The following is a 26,476-nucleotide window of genomic DNA, read 5'->3' on the forward strand; positions in this document are numbered from 1 at the left end:
TCCGTCCCCGAAACGGCACCGGGCCCGCACGGAGGGTCACCCCCGCGCGGGCCCGGTCACCGGCTCACGTCACCTCACGTCGCGCTGCGCTGCCCCGGCAGACTCGCCCGGCTCGGCACGTACGACTCCCGCCCGTTGTCCGACGCGGCCGACGCCGACGCGGACAGGGCCGGGGACGATCCGACCGCGCTCGCCGCCGCCGTACGGCGGGACTGCATCGGGACCGGGTGCTCCGGATGCAGCGGGGCGGGCGGCTGGCCGGGATGCCCCGGGTGCCCGGACATGCCGGGCCCGGTACCGCCCTGGGCGGCCTCGGTGTCCTGCGGCCGCTCGCCCTGCGGGCGCCGGGCGCGGTAGGCCGCCCGGTACGCGGCCGGCGACGAGCCCAGCTGGCGCCGGAAGTGCCCGCGCAGGGCGACCGGCGACCGGAAGCCGCAGCGTCCCGCCACCTCGTCCACCGAGTAGTCCGACGTCTCCAGCAGGCGCTGCGCCTGGAGCACCCGCTGTGTGATCAGCCACTGCAGCGGGGCACTCCCGGTCAGCGAGCGGAAGCGGCGGTCGAACGTACGACGGCTCATGTACGCGCGTGCCGCCAGCGTCTCCACGTCGAACTGTTCGTGGAGGTGCTCCAGCGCCCAGGCGACGACCTCGGCGAGCGGGTCGGCGCCGATCTCCTCTGGTAAAGACCTGTCGAGATAGCGCTCCTGGCCGCCGCTCCGGCGCGGGGGGACGACGAGACGCCGGGCCAGGGCCCCTGCCGCCTCGTTGCCGTGGTCCGTGCGCACGATGTGCAGGCACAGGTCGATGCCCGCGGCGGTGCCTGCCGACGTCAGCACGTCGCCGTCGTCGACGAACAGCTCCCGCGGATCGACGTGCACCGACGGATAGCGTTTGGCCAGCGTCGGCGCGTACATCCAGTGTGTCGTCGCGGGCCGGCCGTCCAGCAGGCCCGCCGCCGCGAGGACGAAGGCACCGGTGCACAGCCCGACGATGCGGGCGCCCTCCTCGTGTGCGCGGCGCAGCGCGTCGAGCGCTTCGTCCGGTGGCGGAGAAGTGATCGAACGCCAGGCCGGTACGACGACCGTGCCCGCGCGTGAGATCGCTTCCAGGCCATGTGGCGCGGTGAGTTCCAGGCCCCCTGTGGTCCGCAGTGGGCCGTCCTCGCCGCCGCACACCAGCAGTCGGTAGCGCGGCACGCCGGCGTCCTGGCGGTCGATCCCGAACACCGACAAAGGTATGGAACTCTCGAAGATGGGGCCGCCGCTGAACAGCAGCACCGCGACGATCTCCTTGCGACGTCGCCCGGAAAGCTTCCGGGCTGCGGCTTCCGGCGCGGCAGTGGAGTCGTGGCTCATACTGCTAAGCCCCCCTCGGTGGTCGCGGCTCCTCGGTTGTGTCGCTCCTGCACGTTTCCCCTCGGTCCTGCACGAGTCCCCCGCCGTAGACAGTCAAGATCGAATCTACTGTGTCCCGTTGCGCCGCAGTGGCCGGTTCGGCACTCGGCACATTGTCGACTTGGCAACTTGGCGTGAAGCATTCGATCACGAAGCGTTGCACTCGTGGGGCGTGCAGGGAAGTGCGCCTTGTCGCAGTGGCCAATCCGCGTAGGGTGCGCAACACCCCGGAGGCCCTTTCCGTGCAGGTCGAACGGGGGTTGGGGGGTGGTCAGGGAGGGTGATGCACGGGTGTGAGAAGTTGGCTGAAAAGCAGCGTGCGTGTGCGCGGAAACCGGTCAGCCGACCGGTGTATCCCCGCCAGTGTGCCGTCCGCCGCGGTGGGACCCCGTTCCGGTGCGGTGGTGGCGGCCCCGGTGGGGCGCCCGGTCCTCGGCTGCCAGCCGGGCCGCGCCGCGCTCGGACTGCCGCAGCAGCACCCGGCACGCGCCCGTGACGGCCGCGAGCCCGAGGGCCGTGCCGGCGGCACCGGCCAGGGAGGCGCCGTACCCGAGGAGCACGAGGGGGACGAGCAGGCAGCTGAAGGCCGCCCAGCGAACCACATCCGTCGCGGTGCCCCGCGGCGGCGGGGCCGCGCGGTCCGCCTCGGCGGCGGGGCGGGGTCCGGGCATGCGTGCTCCCTGTGGCGTGACTCACGGAGTTCAACGCGCGGCCGGTGAGCAGGTCACTGTGTGACCCGATCACCCCCACGGGTAAGTGAATCCTGTGCAAACCGCCTGTACAGCGCAGCAACCATTGCGTTACGGGCGCCGCCTCGTGCATGCTCCCTGGAACCCGCACGCACGGCGGGCGGGATCTGGGCTAAGGAGGCGTGCCGCCGTACCCTTGGGGGTATGGGGTTGGGAAGACCATTCCCGGACACAGCTCCGCCGCTCACCGCTGCACTCGTCAGCGAGCTCCGCTCGCGGGCCCACCCATAAAGGATCACAACGCCGAGACAGCCATGGCCGGTCACGAATTCTTCGAACCCGCGGACCGCAAGCGGCCCGTCGCCGATCCCACGGCGGCCGAGCCCCTGGCGGCGGAAGAGCCACGCCACTCCTGCGATCCCGCCTTCAAGCACGGGGTCGTCGTCGGCTTCGACGGCTCCACGTCCAGTGAGCGCGCCCTGGCGTACGCGATCGGCATGGCCCATCGCTCCGGGTCGGGCCTGATCATCGTCCACGTCGCCAACCGGCTGCCGACCACAGTGTGGGCCGGCTGTGAGCCGCCCGTGTTCGTGGACGTGCCGGACCACCGGACCGAGGTGCTCGGTCTTGAGCTGGCCTGTGCGGACTACCTCGCCGAGGTGCCCTGGATCCTGGTCGAGCGCGGCGGTGACATCTGCCACGAACTCGAGGAGGTCGGCCGGGAGTACGAGGCCGACGCGATCGTCGTCGGGTCGACCCACGGCCTCGTCGGGCGGATCTTCGGCTCCGTCGCCGGGCGGCTCGCCAAGCGCGCGCAGCGGCCCGTCATCGTCATTCCCTGAGCATTCCCTGAACACCCCCTGAGTGCCAACTCCCTTGCTGCCCCTGTGCGGTGCGTAAAACTACTAGCGCGTAGAGGTGTTTGTGCCCTTGTGAAGGGCATATACGGAACACCGCACAACTGCACATGCACGAAGGGAGCCCGCCGTGGACAAAGACGTCTCCGCGGGAAGCGGAATCACGACCGTGGCCGGTCGACTCGCCCTCGGAATCACCCTGTTGGCCTTCGGGCTCGGCAACACCGCCGTCATGGACGGGGTGTCGGCCGCCGATGCCACGTCCCTCGCTCAATACGTGGGCGGAGTCGCCCTCTTCGTCGCCGGAATGGTGGCCCTGCGCGAGGGTGACGCCGCCGGTGGTACGGCGTTCTCGGTACTCGGGGCGCTGTGGTTCACCTGGGCCGTGTCCGACGCCGCCGCCGGCAACGAGGCAGGGTTGTTCCTGCTGTTGTTCGCCCTGGTGGCGCTGTCTCTCACGCTGGCGGGCGGGGATCAGCTCGGGCGGGGCGTGTACGGCCTGTTCTGCGTGTCGCTGCTGCTTCTCGCGGTCGCGGCGTTCGCGGAGAACGACGGGCTCGCGAAGGTCGGGGGCTGGTTCGCCGTCGCCGCGGGCGCGGTGGCTTGGTACGCGGCGACCGCGGCGCTGGCGCACTGGCCCACGGCGCTTCCGCGACGCGCTGCCGGCCGGGGAGTGACGGCCACCGGTTAGCTGCGCAGGCTGGGGAGTTGGGCGGCTTCCCGGCGATGAAAACGGACCCCCCGTGCTTGGTGGCAGCATGTGGGGGTCCGTCCTCTTTGTTTGGCCTGTGCGGGTGCGTGGGGGTTGTTCGCGCAGTTCCCCGCGCCCCTTAAAAGAAGGCCTCTACTCAACCGTTACTGACTTGGCCAGGTTCCTCGGCTTGTCGATGTCGCGGCCCAGGGTCAGGGCCGTGTGGTAGGCGAGGAGTTGGAGGGGGATGCCGAGCAGGATGGGATCGAGTTCGTCCTCGTTCTTCGGGACGACGATGGTTTCGTCGGCCTTCTCCTGGTGCTGGTGGGCCACCGCGAGGATCTTGCCGCTGCGGGCCTTGATCTCCTCCATGGCCGCGCGGTTCTTCTCCAGGAGGTCGTCGTCGGGGACGATCGCGACCGTGGGGAGGGCCGGCTCGATCAGGGCCAGTGGGCCGTGCTTGAGCTCGGAGGCGGGGTAGGCCTCGGCGTGGATGTAGGAGACCTCCTTGAGCTTCAGGGAGGCCTCGCGGGCCACCGGGTAGCCCCGCACCCGGCCGATGAAGAGCATCGAGCGGGCCTCGGCGAACTGCAGGGCCAGCTTCTTGACGTCCTCCTCGTGCTCCATGATCTCGGCGATCTGCGCGGGCAGCTTGCGCAGGCCCGCGATGATCCGCTTGCCGTCGCGGACCGACAGGTCGCGGGTGCGGCCCAGGTGCAGGGCGAGGAGCGCGAAGGCCACCGTGGTGTTGGTGAAGCACTTCGTGGAGACGACGCAGACCTCCGGGCCGGCGTGCACGTAGATGCCGCCGTCGGCCTCGCGGGCGATCGCGGAGCCGACCACGTTCACCACGCCCAGGACCCGCGCGCCCTTGCGCTTGAGCTCCTGCACGGCCGCGAGGACGTCGTAGGTCTCGCCGGACTGGGAGACGGCGATGTAGAGGGTGTCGGGGTCGACGACCGCGTTGCGGTAGCGGAACTCCGAGGCCGGCTCGGCGTCGGCGGGGATGCGCGCCAGTTCCTCGATCATCTGGGCGCCGATCATGCCCGCGTGGTAGGAGGTGCCGCAGCCGAGGATCTTCACGCGGCGGATCCGCCGGGCCTCGCGGGCGTCGAGGTTGAGGCCACCCAGGTGCACGGTGGAGAAGCGGTCGTCGATGCGGCCGCGCAGCACGCGGTCCACGGCATCGGCCTGCTCGTGGATCTCCTTGTGCATGTAGGTGTCGTGGCCGCCCATGTCGTAGGAGGCCGCCTCCCACTCCACGGTCGTGGGCTCCGCGGTGGTGCGGGTGCCCTCCGTCGTGTACGTGCGGAAGTCGTCGGCCTTCAGGGTGGCCATCTCGCCGTCGTCCAGTGTGACGATCTGGCGGGTGTGGGCGACCAGCGCGGCTATGTCGGAGGCGACGAACATCTCCTTCTCGCCGATGCCGAGGACGACCGGGGAGCCGTTGCGGGCGACGACGATCCGGTCGGGGAAGTCGGCGTGCAGCACGGCGATGCCGTACGTGCCCTCGATGAGCCGGAGGGTCTCGCGGACCTTGTCCTCCAGCTTCGTCGCCTGCGAGCGGGCGATGAGGTGGGTGAGGACCTCGGTGTCGGTCTCGGAGAGGAACTCGACGCCGTCCGCCTCCAGCTTGCGGCGCAGGTCGGCGGCGTTGTCGATGATGCCGTTGTGGACGACGGCGACCTTGCCCTCGGCGTCGAGGTGCGGGTGGGCGTTGGCGTCGGAGGGGGCGCCGTGGGTGGCCCAGCGGGTGTGGGCGATGCCGGTGGTGCCCTTGAAGCGGGCCGGGACCTTGGCCTCCAGATCGCGGACGCGGCCCTTGGCCTTGACCATCTTCAGACCGGAGGCCTTCGGGGACGTGATGACGACGCCCGCGGAGTCGTACCCGCGGTACTCCAGGCGCTGGAGGCCCTCCAAGAGGAGGGGAGCGACGTCACGCTTCCCGATGTAACCGACGATTCCGCACATGTATACGTAGTCCTAGCCGTAGACGATGCGCCGCAGCTGCCGGAGCGAGAGCTCCGGCGGTGCCACCGCGCGGTATTTGAGATCCGCCTCGATCCGCTCGAAGATCGCCGCGTTCACCAGGCCCTGGGCCTGGAGCTCGCGGTGGCGGCGACGGACGTACTCCTCGGTCGTCTCGTCGAAGTAGGCGAGCACGTCCTGGATCACGCGCAGCGCCTCGCCCCGGTTCAGGGGCGTGGACCGCGTCAGATGATCAACGAGTTCGTCGTGCACCCGGTAGATCCTGAGGCACCGGCGGCGCTTACGCAAGAATTCTGCCCGTTTCCGGGCAGACGGCTGTGGGAATCCCTTGGGGGAACGTTGAACCTGTCATGAGTGCCTGTTCGTGAAGCGTCCACCGGGCGGCCGGTGTCCCGTTGCCCGAGGCGTCGATTTTTGGACGCCATGGACACTCCTCGTATGGGCGTACCCGAGCGGCTCGCCGAGCGCATGAGCATGGCCGAGCAGCACGAGTACCTGCGCGCCAGGTTCTCCCGGCGCACGATGATCAGAGGCGGTGCCGTCACGCTCGGCGCCGTCACCGGTGGCGCGTTCGTACCGGGCGCCACCGCCCAGGCCGCCGTTCCGAGCGGACGGCCCAGCACCGAGACCGCCGACGGTGCGCACGTGGCCCCCTTCGGCCGCCACCTCGCCTACGGAACCGACCCGCGCACCGAGATGACCGTCTCCTGGCAGGTCCCGGTCGCCGTCAAGCAGCCGTTCATCCGGATCGGCGCCCACCCCACCGACCTCTCCCGGAAGATCGACGCCGAGGTCCGCACCCTCTTCACACCGGCCGGTGTCGGCGCGAGCGGCAACCACACCCAGTACTACGTCCACGCCAGGCTGACCCACCTGCGCCCGGGCCGGACGTACTACTACGGCGTCGGCCACCAGGGCTTCGACCCGGCTGAACCGCACCTGCTGGGCACCCTCGGCACCTTCACCACCGCCCCCGCGCACAAGACGCCGTTCACCTTCACGGCCTTCGGCGACGAGGGTGTCAGCTACCACGCGCTCGCCAACAACAGCCTCCTCCTCGGCCAGAACCCGGCCTTCCATCTGCACGCCGGCGACATCGCGTACGGCGATCCCACCGGCCAGGGCCGGACCGACGACACCGGCTTTGACTCGCGCGTGTGGGACCAGTTCCTCGCCCAGACCGAGTCCGTCGCCAAGTCCGTCCCGTGGATGCCCGCCTACGGCAACCACGACATGGAGGCCTGGTACTCACCCAACGGCTATGGCGGCGAGGAGGCCCGCTGGACCCTCCCGGACAACGGCCCCGACAAGAAGAACCTCCCCGGCGTCTACTCCTTCGCCTACGGCAACACGGCCGTCATCTCGCTCGACGCCAACGACATCTCCTTCGAGATCCCGGCCAACCTCGGCATCTCGGGCGGCACGCAGACCACGTGGCTGGAAGACCGGCTGAAGAAGTACCGGGCCGCGCCCGGCATCGACTTCATCGTCGTGTTCTTCCACCACTGTGCCTACTGCACCTCCACCTCCCACGCCTCCGAGGGCGGGGTCCGGCAGGAGTGGGTGCCGCTGTTCGAGAAGTACACCGTGGACCTGGTCATCAACGGCCACAACCACCAGTACGAGCGCACCGACGTGATCAAGGGCGACAAGGTCACCAGGAAGCTCCCGATCGGCGGCACGGCCTACCCGGAGACCGACGGTGTGGTGTACGTGACGGCCGGCGCGGCGGGCCGCAGCCTCTACGCCTTCAGCGCCCCGCTGTCGTACGAGGGCAACGAGCACGACGTGGACTCCGTGTCCTCGTTCGTCAACGTCAAGGGCGGCAAGCAGAACGAGACCGTCACCTGGTCCCGGGTGCGTTACCTCGACTACTCCTTCCTGCGCGTGGACGTCGCCCCCGCGCCGAAGGGCCGCCTGGCCACGCTGACGGTGCGCGGCATCGCCGAGACCGGTGACCAGGTGGACCACTTCACGGTGGCGCGCCGGGCGAAGTAGCGGCCGCAGGCAGCCCCAGGGGGTCCCAGGGGGCCCATGGGGGCCCAGGCTGCTACATCCGCTTGAGGATCGCCTGCTTGGCCAGTGCGAACTCGTCGTCCGTCAGGACGCCCGTGCGGTGCAGGTCGCCGAGCTCGCGCAGACGGCGCAGGAGGGCGTCGTGATCGTCCTCGGCGGACGCGACCGGGGGAGAAGGCAGTTCCGGTCGCGCGTCCGGGACGTCGGCGGCGGCCCGGGCCGGGTGCGGAAGCCTGGCCTGGACCGCCGCCGCGACCAGCGCCATCAGCGGGTCCTTCTTGAAGCCCCACAGCTCCACGGCGTTGGGGTCGTACTTGGGCGGGGCCTTGGTGGGGGCGTGCCGCACGGTGAAGCGGAGGTAGCCGTTCTCCAGGCCCGCCGCCGGCTGCCACTCCACGCCCGTGATGTCGGTGATCGCGAGCGTGCGGACACCGGCGGCGGCCTTGGCGTCCTCCGCCTTCCAGTTCCACTCCAGGCGTATGCGCTCGCCGTCGAAGGCGGCGGTGCCGTCCCCGGCGGAGACCGACAGGGGGACGGAGGGGCCCGGCAGCAGGTAGGCGTCGACCGGTTCGCTCGGCACCTGGTCCAGGAGCAGCGCGTTACGGACCTCGTCCGTCAGGTACTCGGCGACGCCGTAGCGGTCGGACTCGACGATCAGCTGGTACGGGTCGTGGGGCTCGGTGAGCCGCCCGCCCGTGGCGTGCAGCAGCGGATCGGCGCCGTCGCGCAACCGGAGCCTGAGCCGCCCCGCCTTCTTGCCCTGCTCGAAGGAGATCCCGGCCAACGCCCCGAGCGGGACGACCAGTTCACCCAGCTCCCTGCGCAGCAGACTGACGTTCCTGTCCCGCCCGGGGGTCAGCCGCAGGGCGTCGCCGTCGAAGGCCCATGTGCCGTCCTTCTGGATGATTTCCGCCATGGGGTGGATTGTTCCACCGGTCTCACGAGAGAGTGGTCCAGACCTCTTGGGGCTCAACGGCTCATGGAAGGGACACGCTTGTGAGACACGGCCGTACCAGACCGCGCCACAGAACGCTTCGCCTGCTCGGTTCCCTGCTGCTGGTCGGGGTGGGCCTCTCCATGACCGGGGTCGGCCCGGCGCAGGCGGCAGCGCCCACGCCGCTCGACCGGGTGGTCCCCGCGCCCGCCTCGGTCGCCCCGGGCGGCTCCCCCTACCGGATCACCCGCGGCACCCACATCCACGTCGACGGCTCGCCGGAGGCACGGCGCGTCGCCGAGTACCTCGCGGCCGTCCTGCGGCCGTCGACCGGCTACCGCCTCCCGGTCACCGGCCACGGTGCCGGGGGCATCCGGCTGCGCCTCGCCGAGGGACCCTTCGGCGCCGAGGGCTACCGCATCGACAGCGGCCGGGGTGGCGTCACCATCACCGCGGCCCGGCCCGCCGGTCTCTTCCACGGCGTCCAGACCCTGCGCCAGCTCCTCCCCGCGGCCGTCGAGAAGGACACCGTCCAGCCCGGCCCCTGGCTGATCGCCGGCGGCACCATCAAGGACCGTCCGCGCTACGGCTGGCGCGGTGCGATGCTCGACGTCTCCCGGCACTTCTTCAGCGTCGACCAGGTCAAGCGCTACATCGACCAGCTCGCCCTCTACAAGATCAATAAGCTGCATCTGCACCTCAGCGACGACCAGGGCTGGCGCATCGCCATCGACTCCTGGCCGCGCCTGGCCACGTACGGCGGCTCCACGGAGGTCGGCGGCGGGCCCGGCGGCTTCTACACCAAGGCCCAGTACAAGGAGATCGTGCGGTACGCCGGCTCCCGCCACCTGGAGGTCGTCCCCGAGATAGACATGCCGGGCCACACCAACGCGGCCCTCGCCTCCTACGCCGACCTGAACTGCGACGGCGTCGCGCCCCCGCTCTACACCGGCACCGAGGTCGGTTTCAGCTCGCTGTGCGTCGACAAGGAGATCACGTACGACTTCGTGGACGACGTGGTCCGGGAGCTGGCCGCGCTCACGCCGGGCAGGTACCTCCACATCGGGGGCGACGAGGCGCATTCCACCAGCCATGAGGACTACGTCAAGTTCATGGACCGGGTGCAGCCGGTCGTCGCGAAGTACGGCAAGACGGTGGTCGGCTGGCACCAGCTGACCGGCGCGACACCGGCGAAGGGGGCGCTCGCCCAGTACTGGGGGCTCGACAGCACCAGTGCGGAGGAGAAGGCGCGGGTGGTGAAGGCCGCGCAGGAGGGCACGGGGCTGATTCTGTCTCCGGCCGACCGGGTGTATCTCGACATGAAGTACACGAAGGACACGCCGCTGGGGCTGTCCTGGGCGGGGTATGTCGAGGTGCGGCGGTCCTACGACTGGGATCCGGGGGCTTATCTGCCCGGGGTGCCGGAGGGGGCCGTGCGGGGTGTGGAGGCGCCGATGTGGACGGAGACGATCGAGAACTCCGGGCATGTTGAGTACATGGCGTTTCCGCGGTTGCCGGGGGTTGCCGAGTTGGGGTGGTCGTCGGCGGCTTCTCACGACTGGGAGCGGTACAAGGTGCGGCTTGCTGCGCAGGCTGAGCGGTGGGATGCCCTGGGTATTGGCTATTACAGGTCGCCGCAGGTGCCGTGGGGGTCTGGCAGGCGGTGATTCGGCTGCGGGCCGGTGGGGGCTGGTCGCGCAGTTCCCCGCGCCCCTAAAAGCATGCGCAGTTCCCCGCGCCCCTGAAGAACGGGCCGTTCCCCGCGCCCCCAATAAAGCGCGCCGTTCCCCGCGGCCCCTGAAAAGGACGGGCACCCCGGAGGACCGTACTCCGGGGTGCCCGTCTGTCTGTGGGTCAGAATTCCGCGATCGGGTTCTTCAGGGTGCCGACCAGTTGGAGGGCGCCGGACGGATCCGACAGGTCCACCATCTGTTCGTTGTTGCGGAGTTGGAGGCGGTTGAGGCAGGACAGGGCGAACTCGGGGGCGAACATGTCGTACTGCTTGAACTTGTCGGCCAGTGAGGGCATCGAGTCCTGGTAGGCGCGGGTGACCTCCGCGACCGTGCGCCAGAAGTCGTCCTCGTCCAGGATGCCCTCGGAGGCGAGGTTCGCCGCGAGGAAGCGGAAGAAGCAGTCGAAGACGTCCGTGAAGACCGACAGGAGTTTCTTGTCCTCCGGGACCTCCACGCGCAGTCGCTCCACCGTCGGCGGCAGGACCGCGTCCGGGTCCATGACGGCGATCTCCTCGGCGATGTCCTTGTAGATCGCGCGCTGCACGACCCCGTCCTCGAGCACGAGGATGACGTTCTCGCCGTGCGGCATGAACACCAGGTCGTAGGCGTAGAAGCTGTGCAGGAGGGGCGTGAAGTAGGCCTGGAGGTAGCGGCGCAGCCATTCGGTCGGGGTGAGGCCCGACCGCTCGATCAGCGCGCCCGCGACCGACGCCCCCTCGTGGTCGACATGGACCAGGGACGCCATCGTGGCCAGGGACTCGCCCTCCTTCAGGGACGGCACCGGGCTCTCCCGCCAGAGCGCGGCGAGCATCTTGCGGTACGGCGAGTAGCGGTCCGTCGCCTGCTCGTACTCCAGGTGCCGGTAGCCGACGGCGGCGCGCTCCCGGATGATCGACAGACCGGTCGACTTCAGGACCTCGTCGTTGTCGATGAGCTGGGCCAGCCAGTCGTTGATCGCGGGCGTGGCCTCCATGTAGGCGGCCGACAGCCCGCGCATGAAGCCCATGTTGATGACGGACAGGGCCGTCTTCACGTAGTGCTTCTCGGGGCTCGTCCGGTTGAAGAAGGTCCGGATGGATTGCTGGGCCAGGTACTCGTCGTCGCCCTCGCCGAGGCACACGAGGTGTTTGCGGGCGACCTCGGCCGCGAAGGTGACGGTGAGTTTGTTCCACCACTGCCAGGGGTGGACCGGGATGAGGAGGTAGTCGGCCGGGTCCAGGTCCTGGTCGCGCAGGACGCCGTGGAAGCGCTCGACGGTCTCCGCGCCCAGTTCCTCGCGCAGGAACGACTCGTACTCGATGCCGACACCGGCCGTGAAGGCGGCCCGCGAGCGGTGGGCGGCCAGCCACACCAGGCGGACCGGGCTCGCCGTCTCCGGCGCGTACGACAGGTACTCGTGGATGCCGAAGCCGAGCCGGCCGTTGTTGGCCACGAAGCAGGGGTGGCCCTCGGTCATGCCGGTCTCGATGGTCTGGAAGTCGCTGCGCGCGAGCTCGGCGGCCGTGGTCCGCGGTTTGGTGAGCTTGTAGCAGGTGCCCGAGAGGGTGGAGGAGATCTCCTCCAGGTAGACGGGCAGGATGTCGTCGCTCAGGCCGAGGGACTTCTGCATCTCGATGAAGAAGTCCAGGGCGGCGAGCGGGAGTTCCGCGCCGTCCCGGTGCCGGGTGATCGAGTCGGCGTCGATCTGCCAGTGGTCGAGGGCGCGGAGCGTGGCCGTGAAGGTGTACCGGGTCTGGCCGTCGTCACTGCGGACGACGTAACCGTCCCCGTCCTGCTCGGGGGTGATCAGGCGCTCGTGCGCGAACTCGGCGAGTGCCTTGCGGATCAGGAGGCGGTTGGCCCGCGCCCAGCGGTGGGGGGACAGATGCGCTACGGCGTCGGACAGGGTCATACGGCTACTCCTCGGGCGGCCAGGCTGTGCCTATTAAAGAAGCGTTCACGCGTGCAGAAGCTCAGCAGCGCGCGCTTCTCCGGCTTGTCGATCTCGCGGACGGGAACAAAGCCGACCGCCTCGTTCAGCGCGTGCACGGCCTTGTTGCTCACGTCGGGTTCGACCACGACCCGCCGGGTGCGCGGGTCGGCGAACAGCTCGTCCATCACGGCCGTGATGACGGCCCGGGTGAAGCCGTGGATCGGCCGGTCGGTCGGCGCGACCAGGAAGTGCATGCCGACGTCGCCGGGCTCCGGGTCGTACAGCCCGGTCAGCTCGACGTACCGGGGGTCGTACTTCTCCATCAGGAACGCCGGCCGGCCCTCGTGCAGGCCGAGGTAGGCGTGGTGGTGCTCGTGCGCCGCGATGCGCATGTACTCGCGCTCGACGTCCGGGAGTTTCGCGTCCTGCATCATCCAGTAGGCCGCCTTGGGGTGGGTGACCCAGGAGTGCAGCAGCTCGGCGTCCTTCAGGGGGTCGAGCGGGCGGATGGTGAACGTGCCGATGCCGGTGGTGCTCATACGGAGAACTCCTGGAACGCGATCGTCTTCTCGACCGGGTAGTACTCGGTGCCGAGCAGCTCGCGGATGATGTACGCGTTCCGGTACGGGCCCATGCCCAGGTCGGGGCTGGTGATGCTGTGGGTGTGGACACCGGCGTTCTGGAGGAAGATGCCCCGGCCGGTGACGTCGACGGCGTAGTTGCGGGCGACGTCGAAGTTGCCCCGGGAGTCGTAGACCAGGCGGTCGCGCACGGGCTTGAGAAACTCGGGCTCGGCGTACCGGTAACCGGTGGCCAGGACCAGGCCCTCGGAGGTCAGCTCGAAGTCCTTGCCCTGCTCCTCCTGGCGGAAGCCGAGCGTGTACGTGCCGTTCTCGTACGCCGCGCTGGTCAGCGAGGAGTTGGTGAGCAGGCGCGTGGGGACGGGACCGCCGAGGTTCTTCTGGTAGAGCAGGTCGAAGATCTCGTTGATCAGGTCGCCGTCGATGCCCTTGAACAGGCCCTTCTGCTCGGCCGTGAGGCGGTAGCGGGTGGCCTCGGGCAGCTCGCGGAAGTAGTCGACGTACTCCGGCGACGTCATCTCCAGCGTGAGCTTGGTGTACTCCAGCGGGAAGAAGCGCGGGGAGCGGGTGACCCAGTTGAGCCGGTAGCCGTGGACGTCGATCTCGCTGAGCAGGTCGTAGTAGATCTCGGCGGCCGACTGGCCCGAGCCGACGAGCGTGATCGAGTCCTTCTTCTGGAGCTCCGCCTTGTGACTCAGGTAGCGGGAGTTGTGGATGGAGTCGCCGCCCAGGTTCGCGCAGGCCTCGGGGATGTGGGGCGGGGTGCCCGTGCCGAGGACGAGGTGCCGGGCGCGGAAGACATCTCCGGCCTCCGTGTGCACGAGGTAGACGTCGTCCTCGTACCGGACCTCCGTCACCGTCGTGTTGAAGCGGATGCTGCGCAGCTGGTTCGCGGCCCAGCGGCAGTAGTCGTCGTACTCGACGCGCAGCGGGTAGAAGTTCTCGCGGATGTAGAACGAGTACAGCCGGCCCTTCTCCTTCAGGTAGTTCAGGAAGGAGTACGGGGACGTCGGGTCGGCGAGGGTGACCAGGTCCGACATGAACGGCGTCTGGAGGTGGGCGCCGTCGAGGAACATCCCCGCGTGCCACTCGAAGTCGGGCTTCGACTCCAGGAAGACGCCGTCGAGTTCGTCGATCGGCTCGGTGAGGCAGGCCAGGCCGAGGTTGAAGGGGCCGAGCCCGATGCCCACGAAGTCATGGATTCTGTTCGGGTTTTCAGGACGCGCGGTCAAGGGACTCTCCCAGGTACTGCTCGGCATGGCCGGCGATCAGATCGAGGACGGCGGCGATGTCGGACGCCTGCGTCTCGGGGTTGAGCAGGGTGAACTTCAGGTAGTGGCGGGCGCCGACCTTGGTGCCCGCGACGATGGCGTCGCCGGAGGCGAACAGGGCCTTGCGGGCGTAGAGGTTGGCGCGGTCGATCTCGGCGGGGTCGGTGACGGCCGCCGGGATGTAGCGGAAGACCAGGGTGGACAGGCTCGGCTCCACGACGACGTCGAAGCGCGGGTCGGCGGCGAGCAGCTTCCAGCCCTCCCGGGCCAGCTCGCACACCTCGTCGAAGAGCTGCCCGATGCCGTCGGCGCCCATGGTCCTCAGCGTCATCCACAGCTTGAGGGCGTCGAAGCGGCGGGTGGTCTGGAGGGACTTGTCCACCTGGTTGGGGATACGTTCCTCCACCATGCGGCGCGGGTTCAGGTACTCGGCGTGGTAGGTGGCGTGCTGGAGCGTGGCGGCGTCGCGGACCAGCAGGGCGGACGAACTCACGGGCTGGAAGAAGGACTTGTGGTAGTCCACGGTGACGGAGTCGGCGCGCTCGATGCCGTTCAGCCGGTCCCGGTGCTTCAGGGAGGCGAGCAGGCCGCAGCCGTAGGCGGCGTCGACGTGCATCCAGGTGCCGAACTGCTTGCACAGCTCGGCGATCTCGGGCAGCGGGTCGATCGAGCCGAAGTCGGTGGTGCCGGCGGTGGCGACCACGGCCATGGGCACGAGGCCGTCCTGCTTGCAGCGCTCCAGCTCGCGGGCGAGGGCGACGGTCTGCATGCGCTTGTCGTGGTCGACGGGTATGGAGACCACGGAGTCCTGGCCCAGGCCCAGCAGTTTCGCGGACTTCTTCACGCTGAAGTGGCTGACCTCGGAGGCGAAGATGCGCAGTTTGGCCAGCGTGTCGGTCTTGGCCTCCTCGCGGGCGAGCAGCAGCGCCTGGAGGTTGGACTGCGTGCCGCCGGAGGTGAACACGCCGTCGGCGGCGGGGCCGAGGCCGATGCGCTCGGTCGTCCAGTCGATCAGTTTGCGCTCGATGAGCGTGCCGCCGGCCGACTGGTCCCAGGTGTCCAGGGAGGAGTTCACGGCGGACAGTACGGCCTCGCCGAGCACGGCCGGGATGACGACCGGGCAGTTGAGGTGGGCGAGGTAGCGGGGGTGGTGGAAGTAGACCGCGTCCCGGAGGTAGACGTCCTCCAGTTCGTCGAGCACCGCGGCGGTGTCGTGCAGCGGCTTGTCGAGGTCGATCGCGTCGATGGCGGGAGCCAGGGCGTCGACGGTGACGCCGGTGAACGGCCGTTCGGTGGTGGCGATTTTGGCGGCCACCCGCTCGACTCCGGCGGTCACGGAGCGGCGGTACTGCTCCGCCGTGGTGTCGTTGAGCAGGTGCGAGCGCATGTGGGGGTCCTCCGGTGGGGACAGTCCGGTGCGGGACAGGGGCGGGCTGAACCGCGGTTCAACTTAGGTAAGCCTAACCTAAGTTGTTCACCGCGGAACCGGGCCCTGCCGTGACTGTGGTCACTTGGGTCACATAGATGGGTGAGGGGCGAGGGCTATCCCTCTGCCCGCAGCTGCTCCTCGCTCACGCCGCGACGCCAGTAGCCGACGAACGTGACCCGGCGGCGGTCGATCCCGCGCTCGCGCACGAAGTGCCGGCGCAGCTCCTTGACGCAGCCGGACTCGCCGGCGATCCAGACGTACGGCCGCTCGGCGCGCGGCAGTTGGGCCTCGCGGAGGGCGTCGAGGGCCGTGGAGGGGCTCTCGTGGCCCTTCTCCTCCTTCACGAGCCAGGTGATCTCGGCGTCCGCCTCGGTCACCAGGTCCTGGATGTCCGCGGCGTGCGGCACCTCCAGCCAGACCCGGGCGCGGGTGCCGGCCGGCAGCGACTCGACGATGGCCGAGGCGGCCGGTACGGCGGTCTCGTCGCCCCAGACGACCACGAGGTCGGTGTCCTCGGGCGGCCGGAAGCGGATCGCCCGGTTTTCGGCGACGGCCGGCCCGAGCAGCAGCACCCGGTCTCCGGCGGCGGCACCGGCGGCCCAGCGGGAGGCGGGGCCGGCCTGGACCGAGGCGCCCGGCTCGACGCCGTGCAGGGCGAAGTCGATGTCGATCTCGTCCGGGTCGCGGCGCAGCTCTCGCAGGGTGTACGACCGCATCACGGCCCGTACGTCGTCCGGCAGTTCACGCCAGCCCTGCCACCATCCGTCCCCGAGCTCGAGCGGGACGACCGGCTCGGGCTGCCCGGGGTGGGGCAGGAACAGCGACAGCGACTGGTCACGCCCGTCGGAATGAAACGCGTGCAGATCGGGCCCGCCGAAGGTGACACGGACCAGGGACGGACCGAGCCGCCTCGTCCGCACGACCTGGAGTGAGAAGAAACGGAACGGGGCGGCCACGGCGGTGGTCATGGGGGCTCCTGAGTCATTGTCACGGGGCTGGGGTGACTTACCTAGGGGCGCGGGGAACTGCGCGACAAGCCACAACGGACCCGCACGCGCCACTCAGTCGATCCGGCAGCCTGCTTAGGCGACCTTCTTGGCCGTCTCGATGGCCTTCGCCAGGTTCTCCACCAACGGCACGCACTTGTCGTACGACAGAATCGGCTCGGCCGACCGCGAGATGACCTGCCCGGCCTTCACCGCCGGCAGCTTCTTCCACGTCGCCTCGGTGATGTTCGCCGGCTGGATCGCCGAGGACCGGTCGTCCATCATGATGACGTCGGCCGCGTACTTGTCGACGTTCTCCCAGCTCAGGCTCTCGAACCAGCCGCCGCCCTTCGCCTTGGCCTTCTCCGGCGGCTCGATGAAGTTCACGCCGAGGGCCTTGAAGTACTCCAGGTCGGCGGAGAGGTTGGTGCCGGAGACGTAGAAGAGCTCCTGGCTCGCGGAACCGGCCATCACCTTGATGTCGGGATGCGCCTTGGCGGCCTTGCGCAGCCGCTCGGAAGCCTCCTCGAACCGCTTCTTGGCGTCGGTGACCTTCGCGGCCTTCATGTCGCCGCCGAGGGACTCGGCCAGCTCCCACATGCGCTGGAGCGGAGCGGTGAGCTGACGGTCGTAGACGGAGATGCCGACGCTCGGGGCGAGCTTGGCGATCTTGTCCTTGGAGGCCTCGGGGACGTACCAGAGGGTGCCGACGGAGTCGAACATGGTGCTGATCAGCACGTCGGGGGCGAGGGCGGCGTACTTCTCGACGTTGAACTGGTCCCAGGAGTTGCCGAGGACGGTCACCTTGCTGATGTCCATGTCGCCGGCCTGGACGTCGGGCTTGCCGTCCTGCGTCTTGGTGGGACCGAAGACGCCCTTGACGGAGACGCCGTAGTCGTAGAGGGCGGCGGCGACGCCGGTGAAGGCGACGATGTTCGCGGGGACCTTGTCGAGCTGCACGTTCTTGCCGCGGTCGTCCTTGAAGGACCACGGGCCGGACTTGGCGGACGCCTTCGAGTCCGAGCCGCCGTCCGTCGAGTCCTCGCTGCCACACGCGGTCACGAGGGCACCGAGTCCGAGAGCGCCACCGGCGGCGAGGATGCCGCGGCGGGAGAAACGGGCGGTTCTGGCGTTCGACATCGCTGGGTCTGCTTTCGTACGTTCGGAGCCACTGCGGGCACGGCTGTCAGCCAGTTGGCTGGATTCGAGATTAGGTTAGCCTAACCTCACGCCGTGTCCAGGGGGGCCCTGGTACCTGTGCCCGGGAAGGGGACGGGGATGCCCTCGGGGTCAGTGATCCGGATCACGAAGGGACGTGCAGAAGCTCCGGCAGGGGCTCCACCTACGGCTTGAGACGGCGCGTCACGGCCCGGACCAGGTCGATACGGGCGACCTGGAGGGCGAACTCCTGTCCGCGCCCCGGCGCGGGCTTCGCGAACCAGGGGAGGCCGCGGCAACGCCACTTGGCGGGCGCGAGGTTCCCGGGAATCGGCGGCAGGTCCAACGACCAGGTGCTCAGCCGCAGTTGTCCCGTCCACCGCCCGGCCGGCAGCTCGGTGACCGGTACCCGTACGACGAAGTCGCCGCCGGGCTGTGAGACTGTGCGGGCGGGGAAGACGGCGGTTCCGCCCCGGCCGTCCCGCAGGTGGACGGCGAGCGCGCCGTCCGGGAAGGCGGCCAGCGTGCACCGGCCGGCCAACTCCAGTTCCGTCGACGAGCCCGGGGCCCACCGCACGCTGCGCAGGCTCAGTCGCGGCAGCACCGTGTGCTTGCGTTCACCGATGTCGAGCGTGAAGTTGCCGTGGGGTTTGGTGGTGTAGAGCGTCACGGCACGGGCCTCGCCGCCGCTGTCCACGATGTGCGTCGCCGGCGCGCCCGCGACCTCGCCGTCCCGCTTGCTGCCGATCCGGACCTCGCTGGAGATGCCCTGAGCGCCGATCGCCAGGGAGATGTCCCAGAGCCCGTCGGGGAGGGGGCCGCCGTCACCCGCGGTGGTGATGTCGACGGACGCCTCGAAACCGGCCTGTTCGTAGAGATACCGCCCCTCGTCCTCCTCCTTGCCGAGCCCCGGAGTCGCGGTGTGCCTGACCGGAAGCCGGTACTCCGTGCCACTGGCCCGCTCGCGCAGGACGAGCTCGGTGTTCACGTCTTCTGTGGCGACCCGGTGCAGATAGCCGTGTCCGGCCAGGTGCAGCGTGGTGCCGCGCAGCTCGGCGTGGGTGACGTGGTGGCGCACCCCGAGCTGGCGGGTCACGTCGTAGCAGGCGTCGGGGATGCCGCGGGACGGGTCGCGGAGGTAGGGGTAACGCGCGTAGGCGCGGCCGTCGTCGACGAGGACGGGCGTTGCTGCACCGCTCCTGGCCAGCTCGGCCTCGAACCGGACCAGTTCGAGCAGCTCGTCCAGCATGGTGTGGCGTACGAGGTGCAGACGCAGGCGGGCCATCGCCGACAGCCGGTCGTTCAGCCCCTCGTGGCACAGCGGGGCGATGATTTCCGCGAGCCGGGCCAGGCCCTTCTCCTGCTCGGGGCGGGGCTCGTGCACCAAGTGGTCGAGGAGCTGCTGCACTTCGACGGTCAGGTGCCGGTGCGCCAGGTGGTCACGGCCGGGGCCGGGCGGCACCTGCTCGAGGAGCATGTCGACCACGCGGGGCAGGAAACGCAGGCGGGGTTCGCAGCCACCGGTTCGCAGGGTGATGTTGCCGCTGTCCTCGCGCTCGACCCAGAACAGGCAGTCGTAGTCGGCGAGTACGGAGATTCCGTCCGCGTGCAGATAGGCGGGGCCGACGAAGAGCTGGTCCTCGCCGATCTTCAGGTCCCTCGGGAACCGCAGCTCCAGCCGCTCCAGTAACTCGCGGCGGAACAGCTTCATGGGATTGAGGGTCCAGTACGCGCGGGACGAGAAGACGTCCGTCCGCGGCTGGTTGCGCCGGAACATCGAGGTGGGCGCCCCGCGTCCGCCGACCCCCACCATCTTGCCGAGCACGATGTCGGTGCGGTTCTCCTCGGCCATGGCCACCATGCGTTCCAAGGCCTCGGGGCCCAGGTAGTCGTCGGCGTCCAGGAAGAAGACGAATGTCCCCCGGGCATGGTCGAGGCCTTTGTTGCGCGGTGCCGACGGCCCGCCGGAATTCTCCTGGTGAAAGACGCGCAACAGCTTCGGGTATTCCTCGGCCAGCCGGTCGAGTTCCTCACCCGTGCCGTCGGTCGAACCGTCGTCGACCGCGATGACCTCCACCGCGTCCCGGCCGATGCTCTGTTCGGCGACGGAGGTGATGCAGCGCGTCAGATAAGGCATCGCATTGTACGCAGCGATAACCACCGAAACGGCAGGGCCGGCCATTGTGATGCTCCCCCGGAGAAACGAGGCACTCCCCGTTCTCCGGCGTGGTCAGCGCCGGTGCTCTCTCGCGGCACGGGGAACAGCGCCATGTGATCTGTGAAGATGCCATGGATTATATGTGCCCACTGGGTGACGTTCCTCCGGGGGAGGCCGGCGGCTCACGCCGTGGTCGGCGCAGGCCGCCGGGCCGGGGGCTCAGCTGGTCAGCCCCAACTCCCGGGCGATCAGCATCCGCTGGACCTCGCTCGTGCCCTCGCCGATTTCCAGGATCTTGGAGTCGCGCCACATGCGGGCGACCGGGTACTCGTTCATGAAGCCGTAGCCGCCGTGGATCTGCGTGGCTTCGCGGGCGTTGTCCACGGCGATGGTGGAGGAGTGGAGCTTGGCCAGGGCCGCCTCCTTCTTGAAGGGGGCGCCGGACACCAGGCGGGCCGCAGCGTCGCGCCAGGCGAGGCGGGCCGTGTGGGCCTTCATCTCCATGTCGGCGATCTTGAACTGGATGGCCTGGTTCGCGGCGATCGGCTTGCCGAAGGCGTGGCGTTCCTTGGCGTACTTGACGGATTCGTCGACGCAGCCCTGTGCCAGGCCCGTCGCCAGGGCCGCGATGGCGATGCGGCCCTCGTCGAGGATGCGGAGGAACTGGGCGTAGCCGCGGCCCTCCTCGCCCAGCAGGTTCGCCGCCGGGACCCGGACGTCCGAGAAGGACAACTCGCGGGTGTCCGAGGCGTTCCAGCCGACCTTCGAGTACGGGGCCGCGATCGTGAAGCCCGGGGTGCCGGAGGGGACGATGATCGAGGAGATCAGCGGCTTGCCGTCCGGCGTGCGGCCGGTGACCGCCGTGACCGTCACCAGGCCCGTGATGTCCGTGCCCGAGTTGGTGATGAAGCACTTCGTGCCGTTGATCACCCACTCGTTCGTCGACTCGTCCAGGCGGGCCGTCGTGCGGGTCGCGCCCGCGTCGCTGCCGCCGTCCGGCTCCGTCAGGCCGAACGCGCCCAGGAGTTCGCCGGAGCAGAGACGGGGGAGCCACTCCCGCTTCTGGGCCTCCGTGCCGTAGCGGAACACCGGCATCGCGCCGAGCGAGACGCCGGCTTCCAGGGTGATGGCGACCGAGGAGTCGACCCGGGCCAGTTCCTCCAGGGCCACGCCCAGGGCCAGGTAGTCGCCGCCCATGCCGCCGTACTCCTCGGGGAACGGCAGCCCGAACAGGCCCATGCGGCCCATCTCCCGGACGATCTCGTACGGGAACTCGTGCCGCTCGTAGAGGTCGCCGATCTTGGGCGCCACGACCTCGTGCGCGAACTCCTCGACCGTGCGGCGGAGTTCCTCCAACTCGGGGGAGAGTCGGTAGTCCATGGTGATCACTGCTCCTCGGTGTCCTCGTGGGACAGGGCTCGGACGGTGCGGGACGGGCTGGGTCGGCCCAGGTGGGTGGCCATCCACGCGCTGGTGGCGACGAGGCGGCCGAGGTCGATTCCGGTTTCGATGCCGAGGCCCCGCAGCATCCACACGAGGTCTTCGGTGGCCAGGTTGCCGGTCGCCGACTTGGCGTACGGGCAGCCGCCCAGGCCGCCCGCGGAGGCGTCGACCGTCGTGACCCCCTGCTGGAGGGCGGCGAGCGTGTTGGCGAGGGCCTGGCCATAGGTGTCGTGGAAGTGGACGCCGAGGGCGGACGGTGGGACGCCCGCCTCGTCCAGGGCCGCGAGGAGTGCGACCACGTGGCCCGGGGTCGCCACGCCGATCGTGTCGCCCAGGCTCAGTTCGTCGCAGCCCATGTCCAGGAGGGCCTTGCAGACCCGGACCACCTGGGGGATCGGGACCGCGCCTTCCCAGGGGTCGCCGAAGCACATGGAGAGGTAGCCGCGGACATGGACGTCGCCGGCCTTCGCCCGGGCCACCACCGGGTCGAACATCGCCAGCGCCTCGTCCACCGTGCGGTTGAGGTTGGCCTTGGCGAAGGACTCCGTGGCGCTGGCGAAGACCGCCACCCGCCGGGCGCCCAGGGCCAGGGCGCGGTCCAGGCCGCGTTCGTTCGGGACGAGGACCGGGAGGGCCGCCGGGAGGTCACTGACGAGGGGGAACAGCTGCTCCGCGTCCGCCAGTTGGGGGACCCACTTGGGGTGGACGAAGCTCGTCGCCTCGATCGTCGTCAGGCCCGCTTCGGCCAGGCGGCGGATGAACTCCGCCTTGACTTCGGTGGGGACCGTCGCCTTCTCGTTCTGCAGGCCGTCGCGCGCGCCCACCTCGTGGATGCGGACGTGGGTGGGCAGGTCCGTGGTCGGGACCACCATCGGGAGACCGTCGACTGTCATTTCTCCGCCTCCTCCTGTGCCCCCTCGTGCGGTGCGATGACCGCCAGCACCTGGTCCATGGCGACCGTCGAGCCCGGGGTCACGTCCAGTTCGGTGACCTTGCCGGCGTGCGGGGCGGAGATGACGTGCTCCATCTTCATCGCCTCCACCACCAGCAGACTCTGGCCCGCCGTCACCTCGTCGCCGACGGCGACCTTCACCACCGTCACCGTGCCCGGCATGGGCGCGGTCAGCGAGTCGGCGCCCGCGTGGGCCGCGCGGCTGAGGGACGCGGCCACCGGGTCGTGGTCGCGTACGTGCCAGGCGTCGCCGTCGCGGCCGAGCCAGTCGGCGGCGCGGTGGAAGGTGTGGCGGACGCCGTCCAGCGTGACGGAGACCCGGTCGTCGGTGACCGTGGCGGTGCCGCGCGGGGTGTACTCCAGGGCGTCCTGGATCCTGAGGTGGAAGGCGGGCGGTTTGTGCTCCCCGCCGAGCCGCCAGCCGCTGGGGACCGAGAAGGGGTCCGTCCAGCCGCCCGGCTCGGGCCGGAGCGCCTCCAGGCGTACGGCGGCCGCCGCCTCGTACACCTCCTCGGGTACGTCCGTGGAGACCAGGTCATCCACCTCGCGCTCGACCAGGCCGGTGTCCAGGTCGCCGGAGACGACCGCCGGGTGGGCGAGCAGCCGGCGCAGGAAGCCGGCGTTGGTCTGCACCCCGAGCGTGACCGTCTCCGCCAGGGCCGAACGGAGCTTGCGCAGTGCGGTCGCGCGGTCGGGGCCGTACGCGATGACCTTCGAGAGCATCGGGTCGTAGAGGCTGCCGACCTCCGAGCCCTCCGTGAGGCCCGAGTCGGTGCGGATGCCGTCGCCCTGCGGTTCGCGGAGCTTCAGGACCGTGCCGCCGGAGGGGAGGAAGCCGCGCGCCGGGTCCTCGGCGCAGATACGGGCCTCCACGGCGTGCCCGGTCAGCCGTACGTCCGCCTGGGTGAAGCCGAGAGGCTCGCCGGCCGCCACGCGCAGCTGCCACTCGACCAGGTCCAGGCCCGTGATCAGCTCCGTGACCGGGTGCTCCACCTGGAGGCGGGTGTTCATCTCCATGAAGTAGTACGACGACGGGTCGACGCCGGGGACGATGAACTCCACCGTGCCCGCGCCCCGGTAGCCGCAGGAGCGGGCCGCCTGGACCGCCGCCTGGCCCATCGCGGCGCGCGTCTCCTCGTCGAGGAGGACGCTCGGCGCCTCCTCGATGATCTTCTGGTGGCGGCGCTGGAGGGAGCACTCGCGCTCCCCGAGGTGGACCACGTTCCCATGGCCGTCGGCCAGGACCTGGATCTCGATGTGGCGGGGGCGGTCGATCCAGCGCTCCACCAGGAGCGTGTCGTCGCCGAAGGAGGCGCGGGCCTCGCGGCGGGCCGCGTCGATCTCCTCCTCCAGCCGGGTCAGGTCCCGCACCAGGCGCATGCCCTTGCCGCCGCCGCCCGCGCTCGGCTTCAGCAGCACGGGCGCGCCCAGCTCACGGGCCGCCTCGGCCAGGTCCGGGTCACGGCCGCCGGGGACCACGGGCACTCCGGCCGCGTGGACCGTCTCCTTGGCGCGGATCTTGTCGCCCATGAGGGAGATCGCGTCCGCCGGAGGGCCGATGAAGACCAGGCCGGCCTCGGCGCAGGCGCGCGCGAAGGCGGCGTTCTCGGCGAGGAAGCCGTAGCCGGGGTGGACGGCCTGGGCGCCGGTGCGGGCGGCGGCCTGGAGCAGGCGCTCCACCGACAAGTAGCTCTCGGACGCCGGGGCCGGGCCGATCCGGACCGCCGTGTCCGCCTCGCGGACATGCCGGGCGTCGGCGTCCGCGTCGGAGAAGACGGCCACCGAGCGCACGCCCATCGACCGCAGCGTACGGATGACCCGTACGGCGATCTCGCCCCGGTTGGCCACCAGCACTGTCTCGAACATCGTCGTCCGTCCCCTCACATCCGGAAGACGCCGAACTGGGGGTCACCCAGGGGCGCGTTGGCGCACGCGGTCAGGGCCAGGCCCAGGACCTGGCGGGTGTCCAGCGGGTCGATCACACCGTCGTCCCAGAGGCGGGCCGTCGCGTAGTAGGCGTTGCCCTGGCGCTCGTACTGGTCGCGGATCGGGGCCTTGAAGGCGTCCTCGTCCTCCGCCGGCCAGGACTCGCCGCGTGCCTCCAGCTGGTCCCGCTTGACGGTCGCGAGGACCGACGCGGCCTGCTCGCCGCCCATGACCGAGATCTTGGCGTTCGGCCACATCCACAGGAAGCGGGGGGAGTAGGCCCGGCCGCACATCGAGTAGTTGCCCGCGCCGTACGAGCCGCCGACCACGACCGTGAGTTTCGGTACGCGGGTGCAGGCGACGGCCGTGACCATCTTGGCGCCGTGCTTGGCGATGCCGCCCGCCTCGTAGTCCTTGCCGACCATGAACCCGGAGATGTTCTGCAGGAACACCAGGGGGATGCCGCGCTGGTCGCACAGCTCGATGAAGTGCGCGCCCTTCTGGGCGGACTCGGAGAACAGGATGCCGTTGTTGGCGATGATGCCCACCGGATGGCCGTGGATCCGGGCGAAGCCCGTGACCAGGGTCTGGCCGAACTCGGACTTGAACTCGGCGAAACGGGAGCCGTCGACGACCCGGGCGATGATCTCGCGCACGTCGTACGGGGTGCGGGAGTCGACCGGGACCGCGCCGTAGAGGCCGTGCGGGTCGACCTTGGGTTCTGTCGCCTCCGTGACCTCCCAGGGGAGCGGTCCTCGGGTGGGGAGGGTGGAGACGATCGTGCGGACGATGCGGAGCGCGTGCGCGTCGTTCTCCGCGAGGTGGTCCGTGACGCCCGAGACGCGGGAGTGGACCTCGCCGCCGCCGAGCTCCTCCGCCGTGACGACCTCGCCCGTGGCCGCCTTCACCAGGGGCGGGCCGCCCAGGAAGATCGTGCCCTGGTCGCGGACGATCACCGCCTCGTCGCTCATCGCCGGGACGTACGCCCCGCCGGCCGTGCAGGAGCCGAGGACGGCGGCGATCTGGGGGATGCCGGCGCCGGACATGCGGGCCTGGTTGTAGAAGATCCGGCCGAAGTGGTCCCGGTCGGGGAAGACCTCGTCCTGCATGGGGAGGAAGGCGCCGCCGGAGTCCACCAGGTAGACGCAGGGCAGGCGGTTGTCGAGGGCGACCTCCTGGGCGCGGAGGTGCTTCTTGACCGTCATCGGGTAATAGGTGCCGCCCTTGACCGTGGCGTCGTTGGCGACGATCACGGTTTCGCGGCCGCTGACCCGGCCGATGCCGGCGATGACACCGGCGGCCGGGGCCTGGCCCTCGTACATCCCGTCGGCCGCGAGCGGGGCCAGCTCCAGGAAGGGCGAGCCCGGGTCGAGGAGGGTGTCGACGCGGTCGCGGGGGAGCAGCTTGCCGCGCGCGGTGTGGCGGGTGCGGGCCTTCTCGCCGCCGCCCTGAGCGGCCGCGGCCAGCTTGGTGCGCAGCTCCTCCACGAGGGTGCGGTGCGCCTCCTCGTTGGCCCGAAAGGCCTCCGACGCGGGGTCTGCCGCGCTCGTGAGCTCCGGTGCCTCGTGCATCCTGCGGTCCCCTCACCTTGTTAATGAGCGTTAACGCATTTCCTTCAGGTTAACGACCGCTAACCTCCCTGTCTAGAATTGTTTTCATGGCCACCAGAACCGATGCCCCCACCCGACGCGAGCAGATCCTCAAGGAGGCTGCCCGGCTGTTCGCCGAGCGGGGCTTCCACGGGGTCGGAGTCGACGAGATAGGTGCCGCTGTCGGGATCAGCGGGCCCGGGCTGTACCGGCACTTCGCGGGCAAGGACGCGATGCTCGCGGAGCTGCTGGTGGGGATCAGCGGGCAGCTGCTGACCGGGGCGAAGCGGCGGGTGGCCGAGGCGGACGGGGGTGCGGGGGCTGAGGCGGTCCTCGACTCGCTGATCGAGGGGCACATCGACTTCGCGCTCGACGACCGGCCTCTGATCACCCTGCACGATCGGGAGCTGGATCGCCTCCGGGACAGCGACCGGAAGATGGTGCGGCAGCTGCAGCGGCAGTACGTGGAGCTGTGGGTGGGGGTGGTGCGGGAGGTGTACCCCGGGCTGGGGGAGCCCGCGGCGCGGTCGGCTGTGCACTCGGTGTTCGGGCTGCTGAACTCGACGCCGCATCTGGGTCGGGCCGGGTCTTTGCCCGGGCGGGGGGCCACGGCGGAGCTGCTGCATCGGATGGCTCGGGGGGCGTTCGCGGCGGTGGGGGTTTAGCGGGGGGGTTGGGGGGGGGGGGGGGGGGGGGGGGGGGGGGGGGGGGGGGGGGCGGGGGGGGGGGGGGGCGCCCGCCCGCCCCCCCCCCCCCCCCCCCCCCGCC

At 70.2% G+C, this 26,476-nt stretch carries 21 protein-coding genes; 5 read left to right on the forward strand and 16 right to left on the reverse strand.

Features of this window, described 5'->3' with window-relative positions; all coding sequences use genetic code 11:
• Positions 1-74: 74 nt before the first annotated feature.
• Both ACZ3I3_RS34495 and ACZ3I3_RS34500 read right to left on the reverse strand, forming a co-directional pair.
• Positions 75-1,355 (reverse strand): GlxA family transcriptional regulator, encoded by a 1,281-nt coding sequence (locus ACZ3I3_RS34495; protein ID WP_467371506.1) that lies wholly within the window; start codon positions 1,353-1,355, stop codon positions 75-77.
• Positions 1,356-1,732: 377 nt separating this feature from the next.
• Positions 1,733-2,065 (reverse strand): hypothetical protein, encoded by a 333-nt coding sequence (locus tag ACZ3I3_RS34500; protein ID WP_467371508.1) that lies wholly within the window; start codon positions 2,063-2,065, stop codon positions 1,733-1,735.
• A 332-nt stretch (positions 2,066-2,397) separates the two neighbouring features.
• Between ACZ3I3_RS34500 and ACZ3I3_RS34505 the strand changes: the two genes are divergently transcribed.
• Both ACZ3I3_RS34505 and ACZ3I3_RS34510 read left to right on the forward strand, forming a co-directional pair.
• Complete coding sequence (locus tag ACZ3I3_RS34505; protein ID WP_062927012.1) at positions 2,398-2,925, forward strand: universal stress protein; 528 nt, start codon at positions 2,398-2,400, stop codon at positions 2,923-2,925.
• Positions 2,926-3,070: 145 nt separating this feature from the next.
• Positions 3,071-3,631, forward strand: a complete 561-nt coding sequence (locus tag ACZ3I3_RS34510; protein WP_467371511.1) for a GPR1/FUN34/YaaH family transporter — start codon at positions 3,071-3,073, stop codon at positions 3,629-3,631.
• Between the two features lie 153 nt (positions 3,632-3,784).
• On the opposite strand, the gene glmS is transcribed toward ACZ3I3_RS34510, so the two are convergent.
• Both glmS and ACZ3I3_RS34520 read right to left on the reverse strand, forming a co-directional pair.
• Positions 3,785-5,602 carry a glutamine--fructose-6-phosphate transaminase (isomerizing) gene (gene glmS, locus ACZ3I3_RS34515; RefSeq protein ID WP_467371512.1) on the reverse strand — a complete coding sequence of 606 codons (1,818 nt, stop codon included), beginning with the start codon at positions 5,600-5,602 and terminating at the stop codon, positions 3,785-3,787.
• A gap of 12 nt (positions 5,603-5,614) precedes the next feature.
• Complete coding sequence (locus tag ACZ3I3_RS34520) at positions 5,615-5,872, reverse strand: hypothetical protein (protein WP_037673904.1); 258 nt, start codon at positions 5,870-5,872, stop codon at positions 5,615-5,617.
• A gap of 186 nt (positions 5,873-6,058) precedes the next feature.
• Between ACZ3I3_RS34520 and ACZ3I3_RS34525 the strand changes: the two genes are divergently transcribed.
• The gene (locus ACZ3I3_RS34525; RefSeq protein WP_467371514.1) at positions 6,059-7,618 is read left to right on the forward strand and encodes a purple acid phosphatase family protein; all 1,560 of its coding nucleotides are present in this window, start codon (positions 6,059-6,061) and stop codon (positions 7,616-7,618) included.
• A 52-nt stretch (positions 7,619-7,670) separates the two neighbouring features.
• On the opposite strand, the gene ACZ3I3_RS34530 is transcribed toward ACZ3I3_RS34525, so the two are convergent.
• Positions 7,671-8,552, reverse strand: coding sequence for a DUF4429 domain-containing protein (locus ACZ3I3_RS34530; RefSeq protein ID WP_467371516.1), 882 nt, complete (start codon positions 8,550-8,552; stop codon positions 7,671-7,673).
• A 161-nt stretch (positions 8,553-8,713) separates the two neighbouring features.
• Here ACZ3I3_RS34530 and ACZ3I3_RS34535 point away from each other — a divergent pair, with 161 nt between their 5' ends.
• Entirely contained in the window at positions 8,714-10,237 is a 1,524-nt protein-coding gene (locus tag ACZ3I3_RS34535; protein ID WP_467371517.1) for a beta-N-acetylhexosaminidase, read from the forward strand.
• Positions 10,238-10,424: 187 nt separating this feature from the next.
• On the opposite strand, the gene ACZ3I3_RS34540 is transcribed toward ACZ3I3_RS34535, so the two are convergent.
• The 11 genes from ACZ3I3_RS34540 to ACZ3I3_RS34590 all read right to left on the reverse strand — a co-directional run bounded on the left by ACZ3I3_RS34540 (position 10,425) and on the right by ACZ3I3_RS34590 (position 25,690).
• Positions 10,425-12,194, reverse strand: coding sequence for an IucA/IucC family protein (locus ACZ3I3_RS34540; protein ID WP_467371518.1), 1,770 nt, complete (start codon positions 12,192-12,194; stop codon positions 10,425-10,427).
• Positions 12,191-12,754: a GNAT family N-acetyltransferase gene (locus ACZ3I3_RS34545; RefSeq protein ID WP_467371520.1), complete on the reverse strand. Its 564-nt coding sequence runs from the start codon at positions 12,752-12,754 to the stop codon at positions 12,191-12,193. Before ACZ3I3_RS34545 ends, ACZ3I3_RS34540 begins: the two co-directional genes overlap by 4 nt.
• Positions 12,751-14,028: a lysine N(6)-hydroxylase/L-ornithine N(5)-oxygenase family protein gene (locus ACZ3I3_RS34550; RefSeq protein ID WP_467371522.1), complete on the reverse strand. Its 1,278-nt coding sequence runs from the start codon at positions 14,026-14,028 to the stop codon at positions 12,751-12,753. Before ACZ3I3_RS34550 ends, ACZ3I3_RS34545 begins: the two co-directional genes overlap by 4 nt.
• On the reverse strand, positions 14,012-15,454 hold the full coding sequence (gene desA / locus ACZ3I3_RS34555; protein WP_467371524.1) for a lysine decarboxylase DesA: 1,443 nt from the start codon (positions 15,452-15,454) through the stop codon (positions 14,012-14,014). Before desA ends, ACZ3I3_RS34550 begins: the two co-directional genes overlap by 17 nt.
• 155 nt (positions 15,455-15,609) lie before the next feature.
• Positions 15,610-16,464: a siderophore-interacting protein gene (locus tag ACZ3I3_RS34560; RefSeq protein ID WP_467371526.1), complete on the reverse strand. Its 855-nt coding sequence runs from the start codon at positions 16,462-16,464 to the stop codon at positions 15,610-15,612.
• 114 nt (positions 16,465-16,578) lie between these two features.
• Positions 16,579-17,622 (reverse strand): ABC transporter substrate-binding protein, encoded by a 1,044-nt coding sequence (locus tag ACZ3I3_RS34565; protein ID WP_467371528.1) that lies wholly within the window; start codon positions 17,620-17,622, stop codon positions 16,579-16,581.
• A gap of 202 nt (positions 17,623-17,824) precedes the next feature.
• The gene (locus ACZ3I3_RS34570) at positions 17,825-19,822 is read right to left on the reverse strand and encodes a glycosyltransferase family 2 protein (protein WP_467371530.1); all 1,998 of its coding nucleotides are present in this window, start codon (positions 19,820-19,822) and stop codon (positions 17,825-17,827) included.
• Between the two features lie 195 nt (positions 19,823-20,017).
• The gene (locus ACZ3I3_RS34575; protein ID WP_467371532.1) at positions 20,018-21,178 is read right to left on the reverse strand and encodes an acyl-CoA dehydrogenase family protein; all 1,161 of its coding nucleotides are present in this window, start codon (positions 21,176-21,178) and stop codon (positions 20,018-20,020) included.
• 5 nt (positions 21,179-21,183) lie between these two features.
• Positions 21,184-22,134, reverse strand: coding sequence for a hydroxymethylglutaryl-CoA lyase (locus ACZ3I3_RS34580; protein ID WP_467371534.1), 951 nt, complete (start codon positions 22,132-22,134; stop codon positions 21,184-21,186).
• Entirely contained in the window at positions 22,131-24,059 is a 1,929-nt protein-coding gene (locus ACZ3I3_RS34585) for an acetyl/propionyl/methylcrotonyl-CoA carboxylase subunit alpha (protein WP_467371536.1), read from the reverse strand. Before ACZ3I3_RS34585 ends, ACZ3I3_RS34580 begins: the two co-directional genes overlap by 4 nt.
• A gap of 14 nt (positions 24,060-24,073) precedes the next feature.
• Positions 24,074-25,690 carry a carboxyl transferase domain-containing protein gene (locus ACZ3I3_RS34590; RefSeq protein ID WP_467371538.1) on the reverse strand — a complete coding sequence of 539 codons (1,617 nt, stop codon included), beginning with the start codon at positions 25,688-25,690 and terminating at the stop codon, positions 24,074-24,076.
• Positions 25,691-25,776: 86 nt separating this feature from the next.
• On the opposite strand from ACZ3I3_RS34590, the gene ACZ3I3_RS34595 reads away from it, so the two are divergent.
• On the forward strand, positions 25,777-26,373 hold the full coding sequence (locus ACZ3I3_RS34595; protein ID WP_020273324.1) for an SACE_7040 family transcriptional regulator: 597 nt from the start codon (positions 25,777-25,779) through the stop codon (positions 26,371-26,373).
• Positions 26,374-26,476: the final 103 nt, after the last annotated feature.

The sequence above is a fragment of the Streptomyces sp. NPDC016851 genome (assembly GCF_055562795.1).

What these genes read in the sequence shown, in the direction of transcription:
- ACZ3I3_RS34540 (WP_467371518.1), bottom strand. Translation starts at nt 12,194, where the DNA reads ATGACCCTGTCCGACGCCGTAGCGCATCTGTCCCCCCACCGCTGGGCG.
- ACZ3I3_RS34505 (WP_062927012.1), top strand. Translation starts at nt 2,398, where the DNA reads ATGGCCGGTCACGAATTCTTCGAACCCGCGGACCGCAAGCGGCCCGTC.
- ACZ3I3_RS34570 (WP_467371530.1), bottom strand. Translation starts at nt 19,822, where the DNA reads ATGGCCGGCCCTGCCGTTTCGGTGGTTATCGCTGCGTACAATGCGATG.
- ACZ3I3_RS34495 (WP_467371506.1), bottom strand. Translation starts at nt 1,355, where the DNA reads ATGAGCCACGACTCCACTGCCGCGCCGGAAGCCGCAGCCCGGAAGCTT.
- ACZ3I3_RS34530 (WP_467371516.1), bottom strand. Translation starts at nt 8,552, where the DNA reads ATGGCGGAAATCATCCAGAAGGACGGCACATGGGCCTTCGACGGCGAC.
- ACZ3I3_RS34565 (WP_467371528.1), bottom strand. Translation starts at nt 17,622, where the DNA reads ATGTCGAACGCCAGAACCGCCCGTTTCTCCCGCCGCGGCATCCTCGCC.
- ACZ3I3_RS34590 (WP_467371538.1), bottom strand. Translation starts at nt 25,690, where the DNA reads ATGCACGAGGCACCGGAGCTCACGAGCGCGGCAGACCCCGCGTCGGAG.
- desA (WP_467371524.1), bottom strand. Translation starts at nt 15,454, where the DNA reads ATGCGCTCGCACCTGCTCAACGACACCACGGCGGAGCAGTACCGCCGC.
- ACZ3I3_RS34500 (WP_467371508.1), bottom strand. Translation starts at nt 2,065, where the DNA reads ATGCCCGGACCCCGCCCCGCCGCCGAGGCGGACCGCGCGGCCCCGCCG.
- ACZ3I3_RS34525 (WP_467371514.1), top strand. Translation starts at nt 6,059, where the DNA reads ATGGGCGTACCCGAGCGGCTCGCCGAGCGCATGAGCATGGCCGAGCAG.
- glmS (WP_467371512.1), bottom strand. Translation starts at nt 5,602, where the DNA reads ATGTGCGGAATCGTCGGTTACATCGGGAAGCGTGACGTCGCTCCCCTC.
- ACZ3I3_RS34535 (WP_467371517.1), top strand. Translation starts at nt 8,714, where the DNA reads ATGACCGGGGTCGGCCCGGCGCAGGCGGCAGCGCCCACGCCGCTCGAC.
- ACZ3I3_RS34585 (WP_467371536.1), bottom strand. Translation starts at nt 24,059, where the DNA reads ATGTTCGAGACAGTGCTGGTGGCCAACCGGGGCGAGATCGCCGTACGG.
- ACZ3I3_RS34545 (WP_467371520.1), bottom strand. Translation starts at nt 12,754, where the DNA reads ATGAGCACCACCGGCATCGGCACGTTCACCATCCGCCCGCTCGACCCC.
- ACZ3I3_RS34560 (WP_467371526.1), bottom strand. Translation starts at nt 16,464, where the DNA reads ATGACCACCGCCGTGGCCGCCCCGTTCCGTTTCTTCTCACTCCAGGTC.
- ACZ3I3_RS34580 (WP_467371534.1), bottom strand. Translation starts at nt 22,134, where the DNA reads ATGACAGTCGACGGTCTCCCGATGGTGGTCCCGACCACGGACCTGCCC.
- ACZ3I3_RS34575 (WP_467371532.1), bottom strand. Translation starts at nt 21,178, where the DNA reads ATGGACTACCGACTCTCCCCCGAGTTGGAGGAACTCCGCCGCACGGTC.
- ACZ3I3_RS34595 (WP_020273324.1), top strand. Translation starts at nt 25,777, where the DNA reads ATGGCCACCAGAACCGATGCCCCCACCCGACGCGAGCAGATCCTCAAG.